Origin of the sequence: Actinomadura sp. NTSP31, assembly GCF_041951385.1 — a bacterium.
In the GTDB taxonomy this organism is placed as follows: domain Bacteria; phylum Actinomycetota; class Actinomycetes; order Streptosporangiales; family Streptosporangiaceae; genus Spirillospora; species Spirillospora napierensis.
In genome coordinates, this window is the sequence record NZ_JBGNUT010000010.1 from 20,971 (window position 1) to 38,995 (window position 18,025).

18 protein-coding genes are annotated in these 18,025 nt (G+C 71.7%); 14 read left to right on the forward strand and 4 right to left on the reverse strand.

Annotated elements, in window-relative coordinates; translation table 11 throughout:
* Positions 1–6: 6 nt before the first annotated feature.
* Positions 7–885: an acyl-CoA thioesterase gene (locus ACA514_RS18455; RefSeq protein ID WP_375042391.1), complete on the reverse strand. Its 879-nt coding sequence runs from the start codon at positions 883–885 to the stop codon at positions 7–9.
* Positions 886–1,048: 163 nt separating this feature from the next.
* Between ACA514_RS18455 and ACA514_RS18460 the strand changes: the two genes are divergently transcribed.
* Positions 1,049–1,825 (forward strand): hotdog domain-containing protein, encoded by a 777-nt coding sequence (locus ACA514_RS18460; RefSeq protein WP_375042392.1) that lies wholly within the window; start codon positions 1,049–1,051, stop codon positions 1,823–1,825.
* Positions 1,826–1,865: 40 nt separating this feature from the next.
* Here the strand turns inward: ACA514_RS18460 and ACA514_RS18465 are convergent, their stop codons facing one another.
* On the reverse strand, positions 1,866–2,576 hold the full coding sequence (locus ACA514_RS18465; protein WP_375042393.1) for a TetR/AcrR family transcriptional regulator: 711 nt from the start codon (positions 2,574–2,576) through the stop codon (positions 1,866–1,868).
* Positions 2,577–2,736: 160 nt separating this feature from the next.
* Positions 2,737–3,801: a phosphotransferase gene (locus ACA514_RS18470; protein WP_375042394.1), complete on the reverse strand. Its 1,065-nt coding sequence runs from the start codon at positions 3,799–3,801 to the stop codon at positions 2,737–2,739.
* 234 nt (positions 3,802–4,035) lie between these two features.
* Between ACA514_RS18470 and ACA514_RS18475 the strand changes: the two genes are divergently transcribed.
* The 3 genes from ACA514_RS18475 (at position 4,036) to ACA514_RS18485 (ending at position 7,151) form a co-directional block, all read left to right on the forward strand.
* Positions 4,036–5,214: an amidohydrolase family protein gene (locus tag ACA514_RS18475; RefSeq protein ID WP_375042395.1), complete on the forward strand. Its 1,179-nt coding sequence runs from the start codon at positions 4,036–4,038 to the stop codon at positions 5,212–5,214.
* Between the two features lie 25 nt (positions 5,215–5,239).
* Positions 5,240–6,088 (forward strand): SDR family NAD(P)-dependent oxidoreductase, encoded by an 849-nt coding sequence (locus ACA514_RS18480; protein ID WP_375042396.1) that lies wholly within the window; start codon positions 5,240–5,242, stop codon positions 6,086–6,088.
* A gap of 106 nt (positions 6,089–6,194) precedes the next feature.
* The gene (locus tag ACA514_RS18485; protein ID WP_375042397.1) at positions 6,195–7,151 is read left to right on the forward strand and encodes an LLM class flavin-dependent oxidoreductase; all 957 of its coding nucleotides are present in this window, start codon (positions 6,195–6,197) and stop codon (positions 7,149–7,151) included.
* A gap of 55 nt (positions 7,152–7,206) precedes the next feature.
* Here ACA514_RS18485 and ACA514_RS18490 read toward each other — a convergent pair whose 3' ends face one another.
* Positions 7,207–8,100, reverse strand: a complete 894-nt coding sequence (locus tag ACA514_RS18490; RefSeq protein WP_375042398.1) for a helix-turn-helix domain-containing protein — start codon at positions 8,098–8,100, stop codon at positions 7,207–7,209.
* Between the two features lie 349 nt (positions 8,101–8,449).
* On the opposite strand from ACA514_RS18490, the gene ACA514_RS18495 reads away from it, so the two are divergent.
* The 10 genes from ACA514_RS18495 (at position 8,450) to ACA514_RS18540 (ending at position 18,018) form a co-directional block, all read left to right on the forward strand.
* On the forward strand, positions 8,450–9,658 hold the full coding sequence (locus ACA514_RS18495; RefSeq protein WP_375042399.1) for a CaiB/BaiF CoA transferase family protein: 1,209 nt from the start codon (positions 8,450–8,452) through the stop codon (positions 9,656–9,658).
* Complete coding sequence (locus tag ACA514_RS18500; protein ID WP_375042400.1) at positions 9,655–10,113, forward strand: Zn-ribbon domain-containing OB-fold protein; 459 nt, start codon at positions 9,655–9,657, stop codon at positions 10,111–10,113. Before ACA514_RS18495 ends, ACA514_RS18500 begins: the two co-directional genes overlap by 4 nt.
* Positions 10,110–11,312: a thiolase family protein gene (locus tag ACA514_RS18505; RefSeq protein ID WP_375042401.1), complete on the forward strand. Its 1,203-nt coding sequence runs from the start codon at positions 10,110–10,112 to the stop codon at positions 11,310–11,312. The genes ACA514_RS18500 and ACA514_RS18505 overlap by 4 nt, the downstream gene beginning before the upstream one ends.
* 27 nt (positions 11,313–11,339) lie before the next feature.
* Positions 11,340–12,806 (forward strand): aldehyde dehydrogenase family protein, encoded by a 1,467-nt coding sequence (locus ACA514_RS18510; protein ID WP_375042402.1) that lies wholly within the window; start codon positions 11,340–11,342, stop codon positions 12,804–12,806.
* A 91-nt stretch (positions 12,807–12,897) separates the two neighbouring features.
* On the forward strand, positions 12,898–14,115 hold the full coding sequence (locus ACA514_RS18515) for an amidohydrolase family protein (RefSeq protein WP_375042403.1): 1,218 nt from the start codon (positions 12,898–12,900) through the stop codon (positions 14,113–14,115).
* A gap of 2 nt (positions 14,116–14,117) precedes the next feature.
* Positions 14,118–14,324 (forward strand): ferredoxin, encoded by a 207-nt coding sequence (locus tag ACA514_RS18520; protein WP_375042404.1) that lies wholly within the window; start codon positions 14,118–14,120, stop codon positions 14,322–14,324.
* 5 nt (positions 14,325–14,329) lie between these two features.
* Positions 14,330–15,112: an SDR family NAD(P)-dependent oxidoreductase gene (locus tag ACA514_RS18525; protein WP_375042405.1), complete on the forward strand. Its 783-nt coding sequence runs from the start codon at positions 14,330–14,332 to the stop codon at positions 15,110–15,112.
* Between the two features lie 4 nt (positions 15,113–15,116).
* Positions 15,117–16,361 carry a cytochrome P450 gene (locus ACA514_RS18530; RefSeq protein WP_375042406.1) on the forward strand — a complete coding sequence of 415 codons (1,245 nt, stop codon included), beginning with the start codon at positions 15,117–15,119 and terminating at the stop codon, positions 16,359–16,361.
* A gap of 11 nt (positions 16,362–16,372) precedes the next feature.
* Positions 16,373–16,813: a nitroreductase family deazaflavin-dependent oxidoreductase gene (locus ACA514_RS18535; protein ID WP_375042407.1), complete on the forward strand. Its 441-nt coding sequence runs from the start codon at positions 16,373–16,375 to the stop codon at positions 16,811–16,813.
* Between the two features lie 74 nt (positions 16,814–16,887).
* Positions 16,888–18,018 carry an acyl-CoA dehydrogenase family protein gene (locus tag ACA514_RS18540; RefSeq protein ID WP_375042408.1) on the forward strand — a complete coding sequence of 377 codons (1,131 nt, stop codon included), beginning with the start codon at positions 16,888–16,890 and terminating at the stop codon, positions 18,016–18,018.
* The last annotated feature ends 7 nt before the right edge of the window (positions 18,019–18,025 follow it).

Sequence of the window (18,025 nt, forward strand, 5' to 3'; positions counted from 1 at the left end):
CCGGTGTCACAACCGGGACTCGACCGGCGCCGAAGCCGCGCGCCCGCCGACCGAGAGGGCACGGATCATGGCGTCCTGGGTGAACGAAGCGATGAGGCGCCCGTCCTCGGTGAGCACCTGGCCGCGCACGTGGCTCATGCCCGCGCCCGCATAGGTGCTCTCGTGGTGGTAGCGGATCCAGCCGTCCCAGCCGAGGGGCTCGTGGAACGTCACCCCGATGCCCATGGGGGCGGTCGAGAGGCTGTGGTGCGCCTGGGACGTGCCGACCCCGGTGTGCGGGCGCATCGAGGTGGAGATGGACAGCGGCCCGGTGAACTGGGTCAGCAGCGCGCGGCGGAGGTCGTCGCGCTCGGGCACGGTGTCGTAGCGCAGCCAGGCGTCCACGACGGGCGGCCCGACCTCCTCGGGATCGTTGAGATCGCGGACGCCCTCGAGGCGGACCTCCCTGCCCTGCATCGGCATCCGGGCGGGGTTCGCCGTGCCGGGGCCTCCGACCTGCTCGCCCGTCCACTGGTCGTGCCTGATGACGTCCGGCTGCGGCCGGTCCAGCAGCAGGGTGACGGTCGAGCGGATCCGGTCGTTCTGCGCGACGGCGACGGTGGCGCTGGCGAAGGAGCGGCCGGCCTGGACCGGCGTGACGGTGAAGTCGAGGGGGAGCGCCGGATCGGCCACGGAGACGAACAGGCCGTGCGCGGTGCGGACGGTCCGGCCGGGCAGGGCCTTGCTCACGGCCACGACGGCCTGGGCGAGCATCTGGCTGCCCTCGACCACCTGGCGCCCCTCGTCGAAGCTGTTTCCCCGGAACCGGCGCGGTCCGTCGGGACCGTCGTCGACCGCCTCCACGTCGAAGATGCCGATCATCTGCTGCAGTGTCGCCTCGGTCATGCCCGCACTCCTTCGCCCGCGCCCGGCACGGGCCGTCCACGGCCCCCGGTTGCGATCCGGATCACTGAATCCATAGTATTGCAAATATCAAACTATGTGGGCCGGGTGAAGGAGGACCTCGACGGCCACGAGCGGTCCTGTGAGCATGCAAGGAGACACCTGAGTGAACCCCAGCCTCGCCCCGGCGGACGAGACCCCGCGGCACCTCCTCACCGAACTCGGCTTCTCGACCAGGCAGGTCGGCGAGGAACTGCACGGCGCCGCTTCGCTCACCCCGGAGATGCACGTGCCGGGGGCCGCCCGCCTGCGGACGTCCATTCTCGCGACCTGGGCGGACATGCTGGCCGGCCTGCTCGCGACCCGGGTCATCGCCCCCCGCGTTCCGGTGACGCTCGAACTCGACGTGCACCTGTACCGGCCGGCCCCCGCGGCCGGAGACCTCCTGGGAATCGCCAGGACGGTCAAGGCCGGCCGCTCGACCTTCGTCGCGGACGTCGAGTTCACCGTGGACGGCGAGCCGCTGGCCATCGCGAACGGCCTGTTCATGACGGCACCGGACCCCGGCCTGCGGCTGCCGCCCACGCACAGCCTCGACATGCCCGCGACGGGCGCCGAGCTGACCGTGCCGTTCGCCGAGCGCGCCCGCTGTGAACGCCGCGGCGCGGGAACGGCCGTCCTGCCCCGGAGCGAGGACGGCCTGAACGCCGCCGGCTCCGTCAACGGCGGGCTCATCGCGCTGGCCGCCGAAGAGGCGGTGCTGTCGCTGGCACCCGGTGACACGCTCCGTTCGCTCAGCCTGATCTACCTCCAGGCCGCGCGGGTCGGGCCCGTGGTCGCGACCGCGCGCCTGCGCGGCGGGCTCGCCCGGGCGGAGCTGCGCGACTCCGGCAACGGCGGCCGCCTCACCGGCGTGGTGACCGCCGGCACCTTCCATGACTGACCGGGACGCCCCGGACGCTCCGGCCGCCGGACCCGCTCGCTCAGCCGGCCGGCGCGGCGCCGCCCGCCGCGTCGGGACGGATGCCGACCGCGTTGATCCAGATGCGGGTGAGCTGGTCGGTCGCGGTGGCGAGGTCGAAGCCGAAGGCGTTGTCGGTGTTGAAGAGGTAGTCGGCGAAGGAGGCGACCATGCCGCCGAGCGCCTGCGCGGCGTAGACGGCGTCGACCCCGGGGTCGGCGATCCCGGCCTCCTGCAGCTGGCGGATGCGGCGCTCGATGGCCCGGGCGAAGGCCTCCTGGCGCTGGAGACGGGTCGCGCGGACCTCGGCGTCGATGGTCGACACCTGCTGGATCACCCGCATGAGCTTGGCGTTCGCGCGGTAGGCGGCCAGATAGTGCTCGTTCGCCGCGCGGATGCGCTCGATCGGGTCCGCGTCGTCCGGGGCCGGGCCGAGCGTGAGCAGGTCGACCTCGACCGAGTCGGCGACCTCCTTGAAGATCTCCTCCTTCGACACGAAATAGGTGTAGAAGGAGCCGTGGGAGACCCCCGCGGCATCGCAGATGTCGGCGATGCGCGCGTGGAGGAAGCCGTCGCGCTCGAAGATCTCCTTGGCGGACTCGAGCAGCTGCGCCCGCGTCTGGCGCCCGCGGACGGTGCGCCCGGTGCCGCGGCGCTTCTCCCGTCCCTCGCCGCCGCGCCGTCCCTGGCTGGCATTGGACATCGCGGCACGGCGGTTACTGGTCGCGGTCATTCGTGAACCTTTCCGGTGGCAGGTGACGTGGTGGGCTCCCGAGCGCGCCTCGTTCCCCGGTCGCCGGTGCGGCCTCCGAGGGCTCACAATAACCGAACTCGATGTCGAGGTTGATCGCGCCCGGGGCGTCAGCCCGGGCCCGGCCCTCTCCCGTCCTGCGTCAACCGGTCACCGCCGCGAAGGCGTCGTGATCGGCGGCCGCGGTGCCGAGCCGGTGCTGCAGGACCCGGGTGATGGCCGGGGCGACCTTCTGCGTGATGCCCCACAGGAAGAAGCCGTAGACGATGCCGCGGCGGACGCCGAGCCGTGCCTCGTCCCAGGCCGGTGCCTCGACTCCGCCGGCGCGCAGGCCGTCCAGGTAGTGGCGCAGCAGGTCGTCCTCCGTCCGCCGGCGGTCCTCGACCGTCAGCGCGGAGGCGATGTGGTACCCCACGTCCAGGTACCAGGGGCCGCGCTGCACCAGCTGCCAGTCCACGAACGACGGCCGCCCGTCACTGTCGAGAAGGAGGTTGCCGACGTGGGAGTCGCCGTGGACGACCGACCACGGCGCCGCGGCCGATGACAGGGAGACGAGCGCCCGGTACGCGTCGACCAGCAGCTCCGGGTCGCGGACCTCCGCCGGTACGCCCGCCCCGATGTCGCTTTCGAAGTTGGCCCGGATCTCCTTGACACCGCGCTGCGCGAGGCAGGCCTCCAGGCGAGGCGCCAGCCAGTCCGCGGCGCGGAGCGCCGGGTCGCCCCACGTCGAGGCGTGGAGCTTGGCGAGCTCGCCGAGGCTCTCGGCGGCCAGCGCGGGCGTGTACTCGCTCGTGCCGTCGAGGAAGGTGGCGCCGCGCGCGACGGCGTCCTCGGTGATGACCACGCCGTGCCGGGTCCCGGGATCGATGGCCGCGTACACGCTGCGCAGCGTGCGGACGCCCGTCGGCCCCGCGAGGTCGCGGTAGAAGGCGACCTCGAACGTTCCCGTCTCGCGGGCCGGCCAGCCGGCCTCCGAGAAGTACCCCTTGGCGCACAGGTCCGGCGACAGGCCGCCGGGCACGCCGCCCTCGCACTCGATGTGGAAGCGGGCGTTGGTCGAGATCCGGCTGACGACGGGGCCGGGCGTCACCTTGGTGACGCGAATGCCCGGGTGACGGGCACCGAGCGCCCGGGTGAGCCATTCCGGGGACAGGACGTCGTCGAGGTCGGCGGGGGCCGGCTGCTGGGGGTGGTTCAGCGTCTGCATGTGCGCTCCTCGCGCGTTGCCACGCACCGGGGTGGGGCGGACCGGGTGGCCGCCCACCGGGACGGACGGGGACGTCGGCAATATCGACGTCGACTTCGAGGTTACTGTAGCGTACCGTTCCCGGCCGGCATACGGCCGGATCCGGATCCTCTCCCGGACGTTACCTCAATGTCGACATCGACATCGAGGTTTGTTATCGTCCGGGCACCAGGCCCCGCCAGAGAGGTGGCTGACATGCCGTCACGGGAGCTGCCGTATCCGCTGTTCGACGCGGACAACCACATGTACGAGACCGAGGAGGCGTTCACCCGGCACCTGCCCGAGGAGTACCGGGGCGCCATCGAATACGTGCAGGTCCGGGGGCGGACGAAGATCGCGGTCCGGGGCCGGGTCTCCGACTACATCCCGAACCCGACGTTCGAGGTCGTGGCCCGGCCGGGCGCGCAGGAGGAGTACTTCCGGCACGGCAACCCGGAAGGCAAGTCGTACCGGGAGATCGTCGGCGAGCCGATGCGGTCGGTCGCGGCGTTCCGCGAGCCGAATGAGCGGCTGAAGCTGATGGACGAGCAGGGGATCCAGCGGACGCTGATGTTCCCGACGCTGGCGAGCCTGCTCGAGGAGCGGATGCGCGACGACCCCGAGCTCACCCACGTGGTCGTCCACGCGCTCAATCAGTGGATGGACGAGGTCTGGTCGTTCAACTACAAGGACCGCATCTTCGCCACCCCGGTGATCACTCTCCCGATCGTGGAGAAGGCCGTCGAGGAACTGGAATGGGTTCTTGAGCGCGGTGCGCGCGCCGTGCTGGTACGCCCGGCCCCGGTGTGGGGTTTCCGAGGTCCCCGGTCGTTCGCGCTGGAGGAGTTCGACCCGTTCTGGAAGCTGGTGCAGGCCAGCGGCGTGCTGGTGGCCTTCCACTCGTCCGACAGCGGTTACGAGCGCTACTCGAGCGACTGGGAGGGCGCGCAGCGGGAGTACCTGCCGTTCAAGCCGCAGCCGTTCCGCCAGATCGGGCAGTGGCGGGCGATCGAGGACGCCGTCGCGTCGCTGATCTGCCACGGCTGCCTGTCCCGCTTCCCCGAGTTGAAGCTCGCGACGGTCGAGACCGGTTCGTCGTGGGTGAGGCCGCTGCTGGAGAAGCTGGCCGACGCCTACAAGAAGATGCCGCAGGGCTTCCAGGAGGACCCGGTGGAGCAGATGCGCCGCCTCATCCACGTCAGTCCCTTCATCGAGGACGACATGTCCGCCCTGGCCGACCTGCTCGGCATCGACCGGGTGCTGTTCGGCTCGGACTACCCCCACCCCGAGGGCAAGGCCGACCCGATCACCTACGTCGACGACCTGGGCGCTTTCGGCGAGGACGACAAGGCCAAGGTCATGGGCGGCAACCTGTCGCGGCTCATCCCGGTCTGACCGCGCGGAGGCGAGGGGAGTGAGCGTGGGCTGGTTCGAGGAACGAGGCGGGCTCGGCGGCACCGTCGCGCTGATCACCGGCGGGGCGGGCGGGCTGGGGGAGGGCATCGTCGCGGACCTGGCCGCCAACGGCGTCCGCACGGTCGTGATCGACATCGACGGTGACGCCGTGGAGGGCCTGCGGACGGCGTTCGCCGAGCGGGGACAGGAGGCGATCGTCCACCACGGCGACGCGCGTGACACCGACGCCCTGGCAGCGCTGTTCACCGCCGTGGACCAGCGGTGGGGCCGGCTCGACACGCTCGTCAACGTGGTCGGGGGCACGTTCCGGGCGCCCTTCACGGAGACGACCCCCAAGGGCTGGAACGCGATCATCCGGACCAACCTTCTGCACGTCCTGGACGCCTGCTCGATGGCCGTTCCGCGGATGCGGGCCGGCGGCCGGGGCGGGAGCATCATCAACGTCACGACCATCGAGGCGCACCGGGCCGCGCCCGGCTACGCCGTCTACACCGCCGCCAAGGCCGCGGTGGAGCAGTTCGCCCGCACACTCGCCGTCGAGGTCGCGCCGGACGGCATACGGGTGAACAACATCGCGCCCGACTACGCGCCCACACCCAACCTCCTGAAGGCCGGCGGCGGCGAGACGGCATTCGGGCCGGTCGGGACGCCTATCGCCATTCCCATGGGCCGGACCGGTCAGATCAGCGACATCTCGGGCTGCGCGGTGTTCCTCGCCTCCGGCCTGTCGTCCTACGTCACCGGGACCACGCTCCATCCCGACGGCGGCACGTTCGCGTCGTCCGGCTGGTTCAACTGGCCGGGCACGGGATGGGCCAACCACGCCCCGGCGGATGTGCTGGAGCGGCTTTGAACGTCGGCGCCGGCCAGGAGGCTTCGCGGCACGTCCTCAGGGAACTGCGAGACCACGGCAACGGAGACCGCCTCGTCGCTCTGGCGACGACCAGGACCTTCGGCACATGAGGAACGCGACCGCGCCGAGCACGGGCTCGCCCGGCGTGAAGGTCGGGTTCGTCGTCGGCGGTGACCCCGGACGGGCGGCCCGGCTCGAACAGCAGCCGATCGACTCGCTCTGGACCGGCGGCCACATCGCCTCGCGCAATCCCTCGACCGAAGCGATGATGGCGCTGGCGCGGCTGTCCGCGGCGACCGAGCGGGTGCGACTCGGCACCGCGGTCCTGCTGCTGCCGCTCTACCAGCCGGCGATCATCGCGAAGCAGGTCGCGGACCTCGACCGGGCCACCGGAGGCCGGCTGGTCCTCGGGGTCGGCGCCGGAGGCGAGTACCCGCAGGAGTTCCGCGCCTGCCGGGTTCCGCTGCACGAGCGCGGCCGGCGGCTGGACGAGGCCGTCCCGCTGCTGCGGCGGCTGTGGACGGCAGAGGAGATCACGCACGGCGGTCCCCTCTATCCGATGGAGAACGTGCGGATCCACCCCGCGCCCGCGCAGCCGAGCGGACCGCCCATCGTCATCGGGGGACGCAAGAGGCCGGCGATGCGCCGGGCGGCGCTGATCGGCGACGGGTGGATGCCCTACCTGTATTCACCCGACCGCTATGCCGCGTCGGTGGGGACGATCCGGGCGTTCGCCGCCGAAGCCGGACGCGAGATCGGTGGCTTCGAGTGGTACGCGTTCGTCTTCGTCAACGTCGGCAGGGACGGCGCCGCCGCCCGCCGCGCGGCGGCTCGCGCCCTCGGCGGAACCTATGACCGGGACCTCGGCGCCATGATCGACCGTGTCGCCGCGGCGGGTACGCCGGCGGAGGTGACCCGCAGGTTGCGGGACTTCGCGGCCGCCGGCGTGCGGCACCTCGTCCTCATGCCCGCGGCGGACCCCGGCGGCGCCGACACCATCGTCCGCAGCCTGATCGAGGACGTCCTGCCCGCCGTGCGCGCCGAACCCGTCTCAGGCGGATAGGGCCGGGCAGGGCCCCGGCCACGCGCCGCCTCCGTTCCGTCGGACGTCCGCCGTGTCAGGCGCCGTTGCCATTGCCGGCGGCCTTGCTGGCGCGCCGGGCCGCATCGGCCACCTGCCGCCCGAGGGCGTTCACCTCCCGGCCGGCGAGCCCGTGCTGCGGCCCGAGCAGCATGAGGGAGGCCGCGGCGCGGCCGGTCGCGTCGAAGACGGGCGCGGAGATCTGCGACAGCCGCACGGCCGCGGCGTCGTCGATCTCGTCGGCGAAGTACTCGGTGTGCTGCATGAGGCCGACCAGTTCGTCCCGCTGGCGCAGGGCGTCCTCGGCGTCCGGCGTGGTGAGCAGGGTTTCGAAGTCGGGCCCGTGGTCCCCGGTGCGGTCGCCGATCAGGGAGATGACATGTCCGCGGCGGCGGATGGTGTCGAGGGCCTTGCGCCACTGGTCGCGCTGGGCGTCCTCGAGGTTCTCGTCGGCACGCCCGAGCCACGCCCGCGCCTCGGCGTCGTCCCACGCCACGAAGACGGCGCCGAAGGGAGGGACGAGCGGCATGGACTGCCCCCGGCGAGGCCGGGTTCCGAGCGGCGGGCCCCAGTCGAACACGGCCATCACGCGGGTCTCGTCCGCCACGGGTGCGGAGACCGCGACACAGGCGTTCAGCCTCCGCGCGAGTTCCTCCGCCTCGACGCTCGCCGCGCTGAGGACCGGGTTCGCCTCCCGCGCCGCGTCGCCGAGCGCGACGCAGAACCCTCCCAGCTGGTAGCGGAGTTCGGGCTCGCGGCGGACGACCAGGCCCTGCTCGGCGAGAGCCTGCAGGACGGAATCGCAGGTGGCGCGCGGGATGCCCGCGATGCGGGCGAGTTCGGAGACCGAGTACGCCTCGGACGGCCGCCGGGCCATGTGCCAGAGGAGCTGGCCGGCCCTGAGGACGGCTGGAGACGGATTGACCGGCATTTTTCTCTTTCCGACGTCGACGTCCTCTAGCGAAGCGAGGAGGCGATTGCTATCATTTAATCATTGGTGCTCAAATACTAGCACACCCACCCCACTTCCCCCCCGAAATTCTGGACCACCCGCAAACGGACCGCGGGGGTCGCGCCGCCGGAGCAGCCGCGCATGGAGGCCGAGCGATCCGCCTCGCCGGTGAGCCGGCAAGACCCCGCGCGGCCGCCGATCAGCGGGCCCACGCCATTTCCCATGCTCCGAATCGCCTGAGTGGCCATTGCCGATTCCGGCTCCGGCCGGAAGGTACGGCCCGCCCGGCTCGCCGCCCTGCCGCACGCAACGGAAAGGAAGGTCTCTGGTGGACGAAGGAGCGTTCGAAGGCCTGCGCGTCGTCGAATTGGCGCAGTGGGTGTTCGTTCCCGTCGCAGGCGCGCTGCTGGCCGACTGGGGAGCGGACGTCATCCGGATCGAGCGCATCGAGGGCGACCCCTACCGGGGTCTCGCCACTCAGGGCATCGGAACCGACAGCGGCGGGGTCAACCTCTCGATGGCGCTGGCCAACCGCGGCAAGCGGTCGGTCGCGCTCGATCTGCGGCGGGAGGAAGGACGGGCCGTCCTCGACCGGCTTCTGGAGACGGCGGACGTGTTCCTCACCAATTTCCGGCCGGGAGCGCTGACCCGGCTCGGACTCGACGCCGAGACGCTGACCGAGCGCTTCCCCCGGCTCGTCTACGCCCGCGGCAACGGGTACGGGTCGCGGGGCCCCGACGCCGACCTCCCCGGATACGACTCGTCGGCGTTCTGGGCGCGCGGCGGCATGGCCCACGTCCTGACACCTCCCGACCGCGAGGACCCCATCGGCCAGCGCGGAGCGATGGGCGACCGCAACGGCGCCATGGCGCTGGCGTTCGGCATCTCCGCGGCGCTTCTCCGCCGCGAGCGGATCGGCAAGGGGTCGGTGGTGGACGTCTCGCTGCTGGCGACGGCGATGTGGACGCTGTCGTCCGACCTGCTGTCCGCGCTGCAGGGCCAACGGCCGCGCGCCGCCGCGGGGAAGGAGGCCTCACCCAACCCCCTGGTCGGCACCTACAAGACGAAGGACGGGCGGCACATCCAGCTCGTCTTCCTCCAGGGGGACCGCTACTGGGCCGAGTTCTGCCGGCTGGTCGGCCGCGAGGAACTGATCGACGATCCGCGCTTCGCCGATCTCGCCGCCCGGAGGGAGAACCGGAAGGCATGCGTCGCGGAACTGGAGGCGGAGTTCGGCAGGCGGACCTTCGCGGAGTGGAAGGACCTGCTCGCCGGGATCGACGCGCCCTGGGCTCCCGTCCAGGCCGTGGAGGAGCTGCTCGACGACCCGCAGGTGCTGGCGAACGGCTACCTCGGCCAGGTGGCCGATGGCGAGGTGACGTACTCGCTGCCGACCGTCCCCGTGCAGTTCGACGAGCGGCCGCCCGACCTGCGCCGCGCGCCCGAGCACGGCGAGCACACCGAGACGGTGCTCCTGGAGCTGGGACGGACGTGGGAGGACATCGCCGCGCTGAAGGACGCCGGAGCCATCCCGTGACGACGACGCACCAGGCCACGGGACGTCCGCTCCCGGTACCGGACGAAAGCTCCGCCCCCTTTTGGGCGGCGGCGGCGCGCCACGTCCTCGCCCTCGCCCGCTGTTCCCGATGCGGGTCGCTGACGATCCCGCCCGGCCAGACCTGCCCCCATTGCGGCAGCACCGACCCGGCGTTCGCGTTCGTTCCGGTCAGCGGTCGCGGCGCGGTCAGGTCGTGGACCGTCGTCCGCCAGTCCTTCCTGCCCGGCTTCGAAGCGGACCTTCCGTTCATGCTGGTCGACGTCGAGCTGGCCGAACAGCCGGGGCTGCGGATGATCGGCAGGCTCCTCGACGGCCCGGAGGCGCCCGTGCGGGTCGGGGCTCCCGTGGAAGTTGCCTTCGAGGACGTCGCTCCCGGAGTCGCCGTGCCCGCCTTCCGGCTCGGCGCCGCGCGCGACGCGGAGGCGGACGAATGAGCGGAAGGTTCGCGGCGAGCAACAAGGTCGCCCTCGTCGGCTACGCCCAGAGCCCGGTGCAGAGACATGCCGAGCGGCCGTTGGGCGCCCTGGCCGTCGACACGGCCCGTCAGGCGATCGCCGACGCCGGGCTGGACCTGAAGGACGTGGACGGCATCGTGGCCGCATCGCTGTTCCCCACGGCGGGCTCGCATGCCGTGCAGGACGGGGTCAGCACGGTGACGGCCGGCTGGATGGCCGAACATCTGGGTGCCGACCCGCGCTATGTCGCCGGCTTCCAAGGGATCGGCCAGGTCTCGGGTGCGATGGCCCTGGCGGTCAACACCGTGGCGAGCGGTGCCGCCGATCACGTGCTCTTCTACCGGGCGCTGCACAACCCCCGGGGCAGCTACCACGGCAACTCCACGCAGAGCATCGAAGGGCCGCAGCAGTGGACCGCTCCGGCGGGCTACTTCGGGCCGCTGGCGATGATCGCACTGCCGTACAACGAGTACCTCCAGCGCTACGGGGCCACCCGGGAGTCGATGGCGGCCGTGCTGGTGGAGGCGCGCAAGAACGGGTCCCGGATCCCGTGGTCGTACTGGCATGGAAAGCCGCTGACCGCCGAGGAGTACCTGGCGGCCCCCACCCTCGTCGACCCGGTCTGCCGTTACGACTGCGACATACCCGTCGACGGCGTCGCGGCCTTCGTGCTCACCTCCGCCGAGCGTGCCCGCGATCTGCCGCACAAGCCGGTGTACGTCAGCGGCTACGCGCACAGCGCCCCGCCCGCGCGACGCCTGCCGCTGCACTGGCCGCTCGACGACATCATCGACGGCGGCGCCGAGACCGCCCGCCGGCTGTGGGAGCACGCCGGAGTGGGCCCGGACGACGTGGACCTGCCGCAGCTCTACGACGGCTTCTCGCCGTTCGTCTGGTTCTGGCTGGAGGTCCTCGGGTTCTGCCCGGCGGGGGAGGCCCACCGGTTCGTCCAGGACGGACGGATCGACAGCGACAGCCCGGACGGCCTGCCCGTCCTCTCGGGCGGCGGGGCGCTCGGCAACGGCCGGATGCACGGCATCCCGCAGATGCTCGAGTGCTACCTCCAGCTCGCCGGCCGCGCCGGCGAGCGGCAGCGGCCGAAGGCGACCGTCGGCGTCGCCTGCCAGTCCTCGCCGCACTATGGCGGCGCCGTCGTCTACAGCGCCGAACCGTTCTGACCGTCAGTGGAGAGAGAGGACCAGTCCGTGGCAGCCATTCCTCATTGGTGCTCGTACGTGGCCGGCAAATGGGTCGACGGCGACGACACCTTCACCGTGGAGAACCCGGCGGACGAGTCGCCCGTGGGGGACGTGTCCGCCCTGCCCGCCGACGAGGTCGAGCGGGCGATCACCGAGGCGCGCCGCAGCTTCGACAGCGGGGTCTGGGCGGACATGCCGGCCTGGGAGCGGGCCGACATGCTGCACACGTTCCTCGACCACATCGAGGACACCCGGGAGGCGCTCGTCTCCACGATCGTCGCCGAGGCGGGGCAGCCGGTCTTCTTCGCGGAGGGGACGCAGCTCGGCGCCTCCCTGATGCTCGCGCGGAACACGATCGACCTCTACCTGTCGATGCGGCACGAGGAGTCCAACCCCGTGCCCGTCGACGAACTCGTCCGGAGCGGGGCGACGCTGAGCATCCGCCGCCACGAGCCGGTCGGCGTGGTGGCGGCGATCACGCCGTACAACGCGGCCCTCATCATGGGCGTGCAGAAGATCATTCCGGCGCTGATGGCGGGCAACTCGGTGGTGCTGCGGCCCAGCCCGCTGACGCCGATCTCCTCGCTGATGTTCGGCGCCGCCGCCGAGGTGGCCGGGCTGCCGCAGGGCGTGCTGAGCGTGGTGGTGGAGCCGGGCGCCGCCGGCGCGGAGCTGCTCACCGGCCATCCCGCCGTGGACATGGTGTCCTTCACCGGCTCCACCGCGGTCGGGCGCAGCATCCTCGCCCAGGCCGCGCCGACCGTGAAGCGGGTGGCCCTGGAGCTCGGCGGGAAGTCGGCGCAGATCTACCTGCCCGACGCCGTCGAGCGGGCCGCCGCGGGCGCCATGGCGGTCGTGGCGGCGACGGCGGGCCAGGCGTGCGTCGCCGCGACGCGCATGCTCGTGCCGCAGGACCGCAAGCAGGAGGTCGTCGAGGCGGTGTCGCGGGCCTACGCGGAGATCAAGGTGGGGCCTCCCACCGACCGCACCGCTCTCATGGGGCCGGTCATCAGCGCCGCGCAACGCGAACGCTGCGAGCGGTACGTCGCCCTGGCAGAGGAGAACGGCGGCCGGGTGGCCTTCGGAGGCAAGCGCCCTACGGGCCTCGACCGCGGCTACTTCTTCGAGCCGACGGTCCTCGACCTGCCCGACAACGCCAACCCGGCCGCACGAGAGGAGATCTTCGGGCCGGTCATCGGCGTCATCGGGTACCGCGACGTCGACGACGCCGTGCGCATGGCCAACGACAGCGACTACGGCCTGTCCGGCCAGGTCTACGGCGCCGACGTGGCCGCGGCGACGGCCGTGGCCCGCCGCCTGCGGACCGGAGCCGTCAACGTCAACGCTTCCGTCTTCAGCGCCTACGCGCCGAGCGGCGGCTACAAGCAGAGCGGCCTCGGCCGCGAGCGCGGGCCCGACGGCATCCGCGCCTTCCAGGAAGTGAAGCACCTGGCCATCGGCGGCCTTCGCTGAGACCGCCGCGAACGCGCATCCGCAACACCCCGACGACCTCGCAGGAAGTGCCGCGGACCCGGCCGGGTTCGCTGACGAGAAAGGGACGGAAATGGCCTCTGACCTCAACCTGGACTGGCTGATCTCGGTCGACGACCACGTGCTGGAGCCGCCCCACGTGTGGGTCGACCGCGTCGCGAGCAAGGACCGCGACCGCGCTCCGCACATGGAGACCGACGACAACGGAATGGACTACTGGGTCTACGACGGCAAGCGGATGCCCAGCTCCGGCCTCAGCGCCGTGGTGGGCAAGTCGAAGGAGGAGTTCAGCCCCGACCCGGTGCCCTACAGCGAGATGGCGCCGGGGTGCTACGACTCCAAGGCCCGCCTCAAGGACCTGGACCGGGCCGGCGTCCTGGCCTCGCTGTGCTTCCCGTCCGTCACCCGGTTCTGCGGTCAGCTCTTCTACGAGGCCAGTGACCGCGAGTTCGCGTTCACGTGCCTGCAGGCCTACAACGACTGGATGATCGAGGAGTGGTGCGGGAGCGCGCCCGGCCGCTACATCCCGCTCATCCTCATCCCGCTGTGGGACCCGAACCTGGCCGCCAGGGAGATGGAGCGGTGCGCCGGCAAGGGCGCCACGACCTTCGCGTTCTCCGAGAACCCCGAGCCGCTCGGGCTGCCGACCATCCACGACAAGGACGGCTACTGGGAGCCGGTCATGGCGGCGGCCAACGACCTGGAGATGGTCGTGTCGATGCACGTCGGGTCGTCCTCGCAGCTGCCGCAGATCTGCTCGAACGCGCCGTTCATGGCCAACCTCACCTGGGGCGCGACCCGCACCTCCGGGACGATGCTGTCGTTCCTGTTCAGCGGGCTGTTCCAGCGTTACCCGAAGCTGAAGATCGCGCTGTCGGAGGGGGAGGCGGGCTGGATGCCCTACTTCCTGGAGCGGGCCGAGCAGGTGCTGGACAAGCAGCGCGCCTGGGTCAAGCGCGGCACGACGTTCATGGACCACGCCGGCAGCGGCGACACCGTCGACCTCGACAACCTGGACCTGCGGGCCGACTTCCGCGACCACGTCTTCGGCTGCGTCATCGAGGACGAGCACGCCATCGCCAGCATCGGCCTCGGCGTGATCCCCGAGGACAACATCATGTGCGAGACCGACTACCCCCACTCCGACACCACCTGGCCGGACAGCATCGAGGTCGCGCGGAGGACGATGCGCGGCCTGCCGGAGGAGACGCAGTACAAGATCCTGCGCGGCAACGCCGAGCGGCTCTACCGGTTCACCCCCGCCGAGCCCCCCGCCAAGGCGGAGGCCTGAGGATGGGGGCCCGCGTCGCCGTGGACCGGGGGCTGTGCCTCGGCAGCGGCATGTGCCTGGTCTACGCGCCGGGCACCTTCGCCCACGACGACCAGGCCAAGGCGATCGTCCGCGACCCCGCGGGCGACCCGGCCGACGTGGTCGAGACCGCTGTCGAGGCGTGCCCGACGGGCGCCCTGAGCTTGCTGCCGGACGAGGACGGAGCGTGAAGCGGATGTTGCTTGACGGAAAGAGCGCGGTGGTCACCGGTGCGGGATCGGGCGTCGGCCGCGCCTCGGCCCTGCGCTTCGCCGAGGAGGGCGCGCGTGTGGTCTGCGCCGACATCAGCCTCGAACGGGTCGAGGAGACGGTGAAGCTGATCGCGGAGGCGGGCGGGTCCGCCGTGGCGGTGAAGGCCGACGTCTCCGCGGAGGACGACGTCGTCGCGATGCTCGGCGCCGCGGTGGAGAACTTCGGCCGGCTGGACGTCCTGTTCAACAACGTCGGCATCCCCACGCCCCGCCTGGGCGCCCGGCTGGAGGACCACACGGTGGAGGACTTCGAGCGGTTGACCGCGGTCAACCTGCGCGGGGTCTTCCTCGGATGCAAGCACGCCGTCCTCCGGTTCAAGGAGCAGGCGGACGGCGGCGCCATCCTCAACACGGGTTCCGTGGCGGGCCTCGTCGGCTGGGGCGGCTCGGTGTATGGGGCCACCAAGGGCGCCGTGCACCAGCTGACCCGTGCGGTCGCGATCGAGGGCGCCCCGTTCGGCATCCGGGTGAACGCGATCTGCCCGGCGGGGATGCCGTACACCAACTTCATGGCGGCGGGAGGCCTCCGCAACGGCGACGCCGCCGCACAGGAGGAAGCGGCCCGGCAGGTCGGTGCCTCGCACCCGCTGGGCCGCCCGATCACCGCCGAGGACTGCGCCGAGGCCGCCGTCTATCTGGTCTCGGACCGGGCGGCCAACATCACGGGCGTCCTGCTGCCGGTCGACGGCGGATACGTGGCGAGGTGACGGGATGACCGAGAGCGAGGTCCTGGACCGCGAGCGGATCCGGACGCTGTTCGACCTGCGCAGCAGCTACAACGCCCGCGCGGGCGGCGACTTCACCGCCGACCCGTACCCGGTGTGGCGGAAGCTGCGGGAGAGCGGCTCGGTGCACGACGGCACCGTCCACGAGCTGACGGGCTACCCCGGGTCGGCCTTCTTCCAGGGGCTGCCGGAGCCCGACCGGCCGCACTTCTCGGCCTTCAGCCATGCGGCCCTGGACCAGGCGTACCGCAACCCGGAGGTGTTCGCCTCCTCGCCGGCGGCCGTCGATCCCACCGGCGGCACCGACGTGACCAACAGCATGCTGTCGATGGGCGGCGACCAGCACCGGCGCTACCGCGCGCTGGTGCAGCCCTCCTTCGTGCCCGCCAGGGCCCGCTGGTGGATCACCAACTGGATCGAGCGGACGGTCCACTCGCTGATCGACGGGTTCGCCGGCGAAGGCCGCGCCGAGTTGAACGTCGACTTCTGCGCGGCCATCCCGGTGCTGACGATCACCGGCAGCTTCGGCGTTCCGGTCGAGCAGGCGCTCGACATGCGCGAGGCGCTGGGCCGTCCGATGGAGATCGTGGAGATGCTGCGGCCGGTCGTCGCCGCCCGCCGCGAGGCGCCCCAGGACGACCTGATCAGCGTGCTGGTCGAGGCCGAGGTCAAGGACGAGGACGGCGGCACGCACCGGCTCAGCGACGCGGAGATCTACTCCTTCGCGCTGCTGCTGTTGCTGGCGGGATCCGGCACGACGTGGAAGCAGATGGGCATCACGCTCACCGCCCTGCTCCAGCGCCCGGACCTGCTGCGGCGGATCAGGGACGACCGGTCGAAGCTGCGCCCGGCGATCGAGGAGGCGCTGCGCTGGATGCCGACCGACCCGATGTTCTCGCGGTACGTGACCCGCGACGTCGAACTGGAGGGCACGCGCCTCCCCGAGGGCTCGGTCCTGCACCTGTGCCTGGGCGCGGCGAACCGGGACCCGGCCCGGTGGAACCGGCCGGACGAGTTCGACATCACCCGGCCGATGAGGGCGTCGTTCGCGTTCGGCGGCGGCCCGCACATCTGCCTCGGCATGCACGTGGCCCGAGCCGAGATCAGCACCGGGATCGGGGCCCTGCTCGACCGGCTCCCGGACCTCCGGCTGGATTCGGGGGCCGAGGCGCCCCGTTTCATCGGCATGTACGAACGCGGTGTCACCGAAATCCCCGTGGTCTTCGGATAAGAGAGGTGCTGATGAGCGACAAAGAGCCCGGCTACAAGGCGCCCGACATCGGACTCGTCGGGGCCGAGCACGTCCGCCGTTACCGGGAGACAGATGGCGAGGTCGGTTATCTGTGGAACGGTGTGCCGACCCTTCTGCTGACAACGACGGGGCGTAAGAGCGGTCAGCCCCGGACGTCCGCCCTCATTTTCGGCCGCGACGCCGAGGACTACCTCGTCATCGCGTCCAAGGGCGGTTCTCCGGAGCACCCGGAGTGGTACCGGAATCTGGAAGCGGACCCGAAGGCCGAGATCCAGGTGCGGGCGGAGCGCTTCCAGGTGGCCGCACGTACGGCCACCGCGGAAGAACGACCCCGGCTGTGGGGGATCATGACCGGTCAATGGCCCAACTACGACGTCTACCAGACGCGCACCGACCGCCATATTCCCGTGGTGGTGCTCACTCCGGTATGACCGTGGAAGGCCGTATGTCTTCCGGCATCTGACGCGGCGGCGCGGTCGGGCAGTCTTTCGGAAAGGATCGGGTCATGGAGTTCGAGCTCTCCTCGGACCAGAAACTGTTCCTGGCGACGGCCAGGGACTTCCTGGACAAGGAATATCCGCTCGACCGCATCCGCCGCACAGGTGAGGAGATGGTCGGGTTCGATCGGGACTGGTGGGCGCGGGCCGCGGAGCTGGGCTGGACGGCGCTGCTCGTCCCGGAGGAACTGGGCGGCGGCAGCATCTCCGGGAACGGGGTGCGCGACCTGGCGCTGCTCGCCGAGGAACTGGGCACGGGTCTCGCTCCGGGAGCCCTGCTCGCGACCAACGTGGTGCTGGCCGGCCTGGTGGCGGCGCACGGCACCGGGCCCGACCACAGCGAGGAGATCGAGGCTCTCGTGACGGGGGAGGGCATCGCCTCGTGGGCGGTGTACGAGCCGGGAGGGCAGTGGAATCCGCTCGCTCCGGCGGTGACCGCATCGCCGCTCGACGGCGGCGGCTTCCGGCTGGACGGGACCAAGGACCGCGTCGAGGCGGCGGGGCAGGCGGACCTGCTGCTGGTGACCGCCGCCACGCCCGGCGGCACCGCGCAGTTCCTCGTCCCTGCGGGGGCGGACGGGGTGACCGTCGAACCGCAGTGGAGCCTCGATCTGGCCCGCAAGTTCGGCGCGGTGCGGTTCGACGGTGTTGAGGTCGCTGGGTCCGCGCTGGTCGGGCGGCCCGGAGATGCCCGGGCGGTGGAACGGCAGCTCCAGGTGGCGCTGGTCGTCCAGTGCGCGGAGGTCTGCGGGGGGCTGGTCCGCATGTTCGACGCGACGCTGCGGTGGGCCTTCGACCGGTACGCCTTCGGCCGGCCGATCGCCTCCTACCAGGCACTGAAACACCGCTTCGCGGACATGCGGACGTGGATCGAGGCATGCCAGGCCACGACGTCCGCGGCCGCCGCGGCGGTGCAGGAGGAGACCGCCGAGGCGGCGAAGCTGGTCAGCGTCGCCAAGGCCTTCGTGGGGGACCGGTCGCTGACCGTCCTCCAGGACTGCGTCCAGATCCACGGCGGGATCGGGGTCACCTGGGAGCACGACCTGCATCTGTTCCTGCGCCGTGCGACGGCGGACCACTCGCTGTACGGCACTCCCGACGAGCACCGCCGGCGCGTCGCCGGCCTTGCCGGGCTCTGACGTCGGA

What these genes read in the sequence shown, in the direction of transcription:
- ACA514_RS18455 (WP_375042391.1), bottom strand. Translation starts at nt 885, where the DNA reads ATGACCGAGGCGACACTGCAGCAGATGATCGGCATCTTCGACGTGGAG.
- ACA514_RS18465 (WP_375042393.1), bottom strand. Translation starts at nt 2,576, where the DNA reads ATGACCGCGACCAGTAACCGCCGTGCCGCGATGTCCAATGCCAGCCAG.
- ACA514_RS18470 (WP_375042394.1), bottom strand. Translation starts at nt 3,801, where the DNA reads ATGCAGACGCTGAACCACCCCCAGCAGCCGGCCCCCGCCGACCTCGAC.
- ACA514_RS18475 (WP_375042395.1), top strand. Translation starts at nt 4,036, where the DNA reads ATGCCGTCACGGGAGCTGCCGTATCCGCTGTTCGACGCGGACAACCAC.
- ACA514_RS18485 (WP_375042397.1), top strand. Translation starts at nt 6,195, where the DNA reads ATGAGGAACGCGACCGCGCCGAGCACGGGCTCGCCCGGCGTGAAGGTC.
- ACA514_RS18490 (WP_375042398.1), bottom strand. Translation starts at nt 8,100, where the DNA reads ATGCCGGTCAATCCGTCTCCAGCCGTCCTCAGGGCCGGCCAGCTCCTC.
- ACA514_RS18505 (WP_375042401.1), top strand. Translation starts at nt 10,110, where the DNA reads ATGAGCGGAAGGTTCGCGGCGAGCAACAAGGTCGCCCTCGTCGGCTAC.
- ACA514_RS18515 (WP_375042403.1), top strand. Translation starts at nt 12,898, where the DNA reads ATGGCCTCTGACCTCAACCTGGACTGGCTGATCTCGGTCGACGACCAC.
- ACA514_RS18520 (WP_375042404.1), top strand. Translation starts at nt 14,118, where the DNA reads ATGGGGGCCCGCGTCGCCGTGGACCGGGGGCTGTGCCTCGGCAGCGGC.
- ACA514_RS18525 (WP_375042405.1), top strand. Translation starts at nt 14,330, where the DNA reads ATGTTGCTTGACGGAAAGAGCGCGGTGGTCACCGGTGCGGGATCGGGC.
- ACA514_RS18530 (WP_375042406.1), top strand. Translation starts at nt 15,117, where the DNA reads ATGACCGAGAGCGAGGTCCTGGACCGCGAGCGGATCCGGACGCTGTTC.
- ACA514_RS18535 (WP_375042407.1), top strand. Translation starts at nt 16,373, where the DNA reads ATGAGCGACAAAGAGCCCGGCTACAAGGCGCCCGACATCGGACTCGTC.
- ACA514_RS18540 (WP_375042408.1), top strand. Translation starts at nt 16,888, where the DNA reads ATGGAGTTCGAGCTCTCCTCGGACCAGAAACTGTTCCTGGCGACGGCC.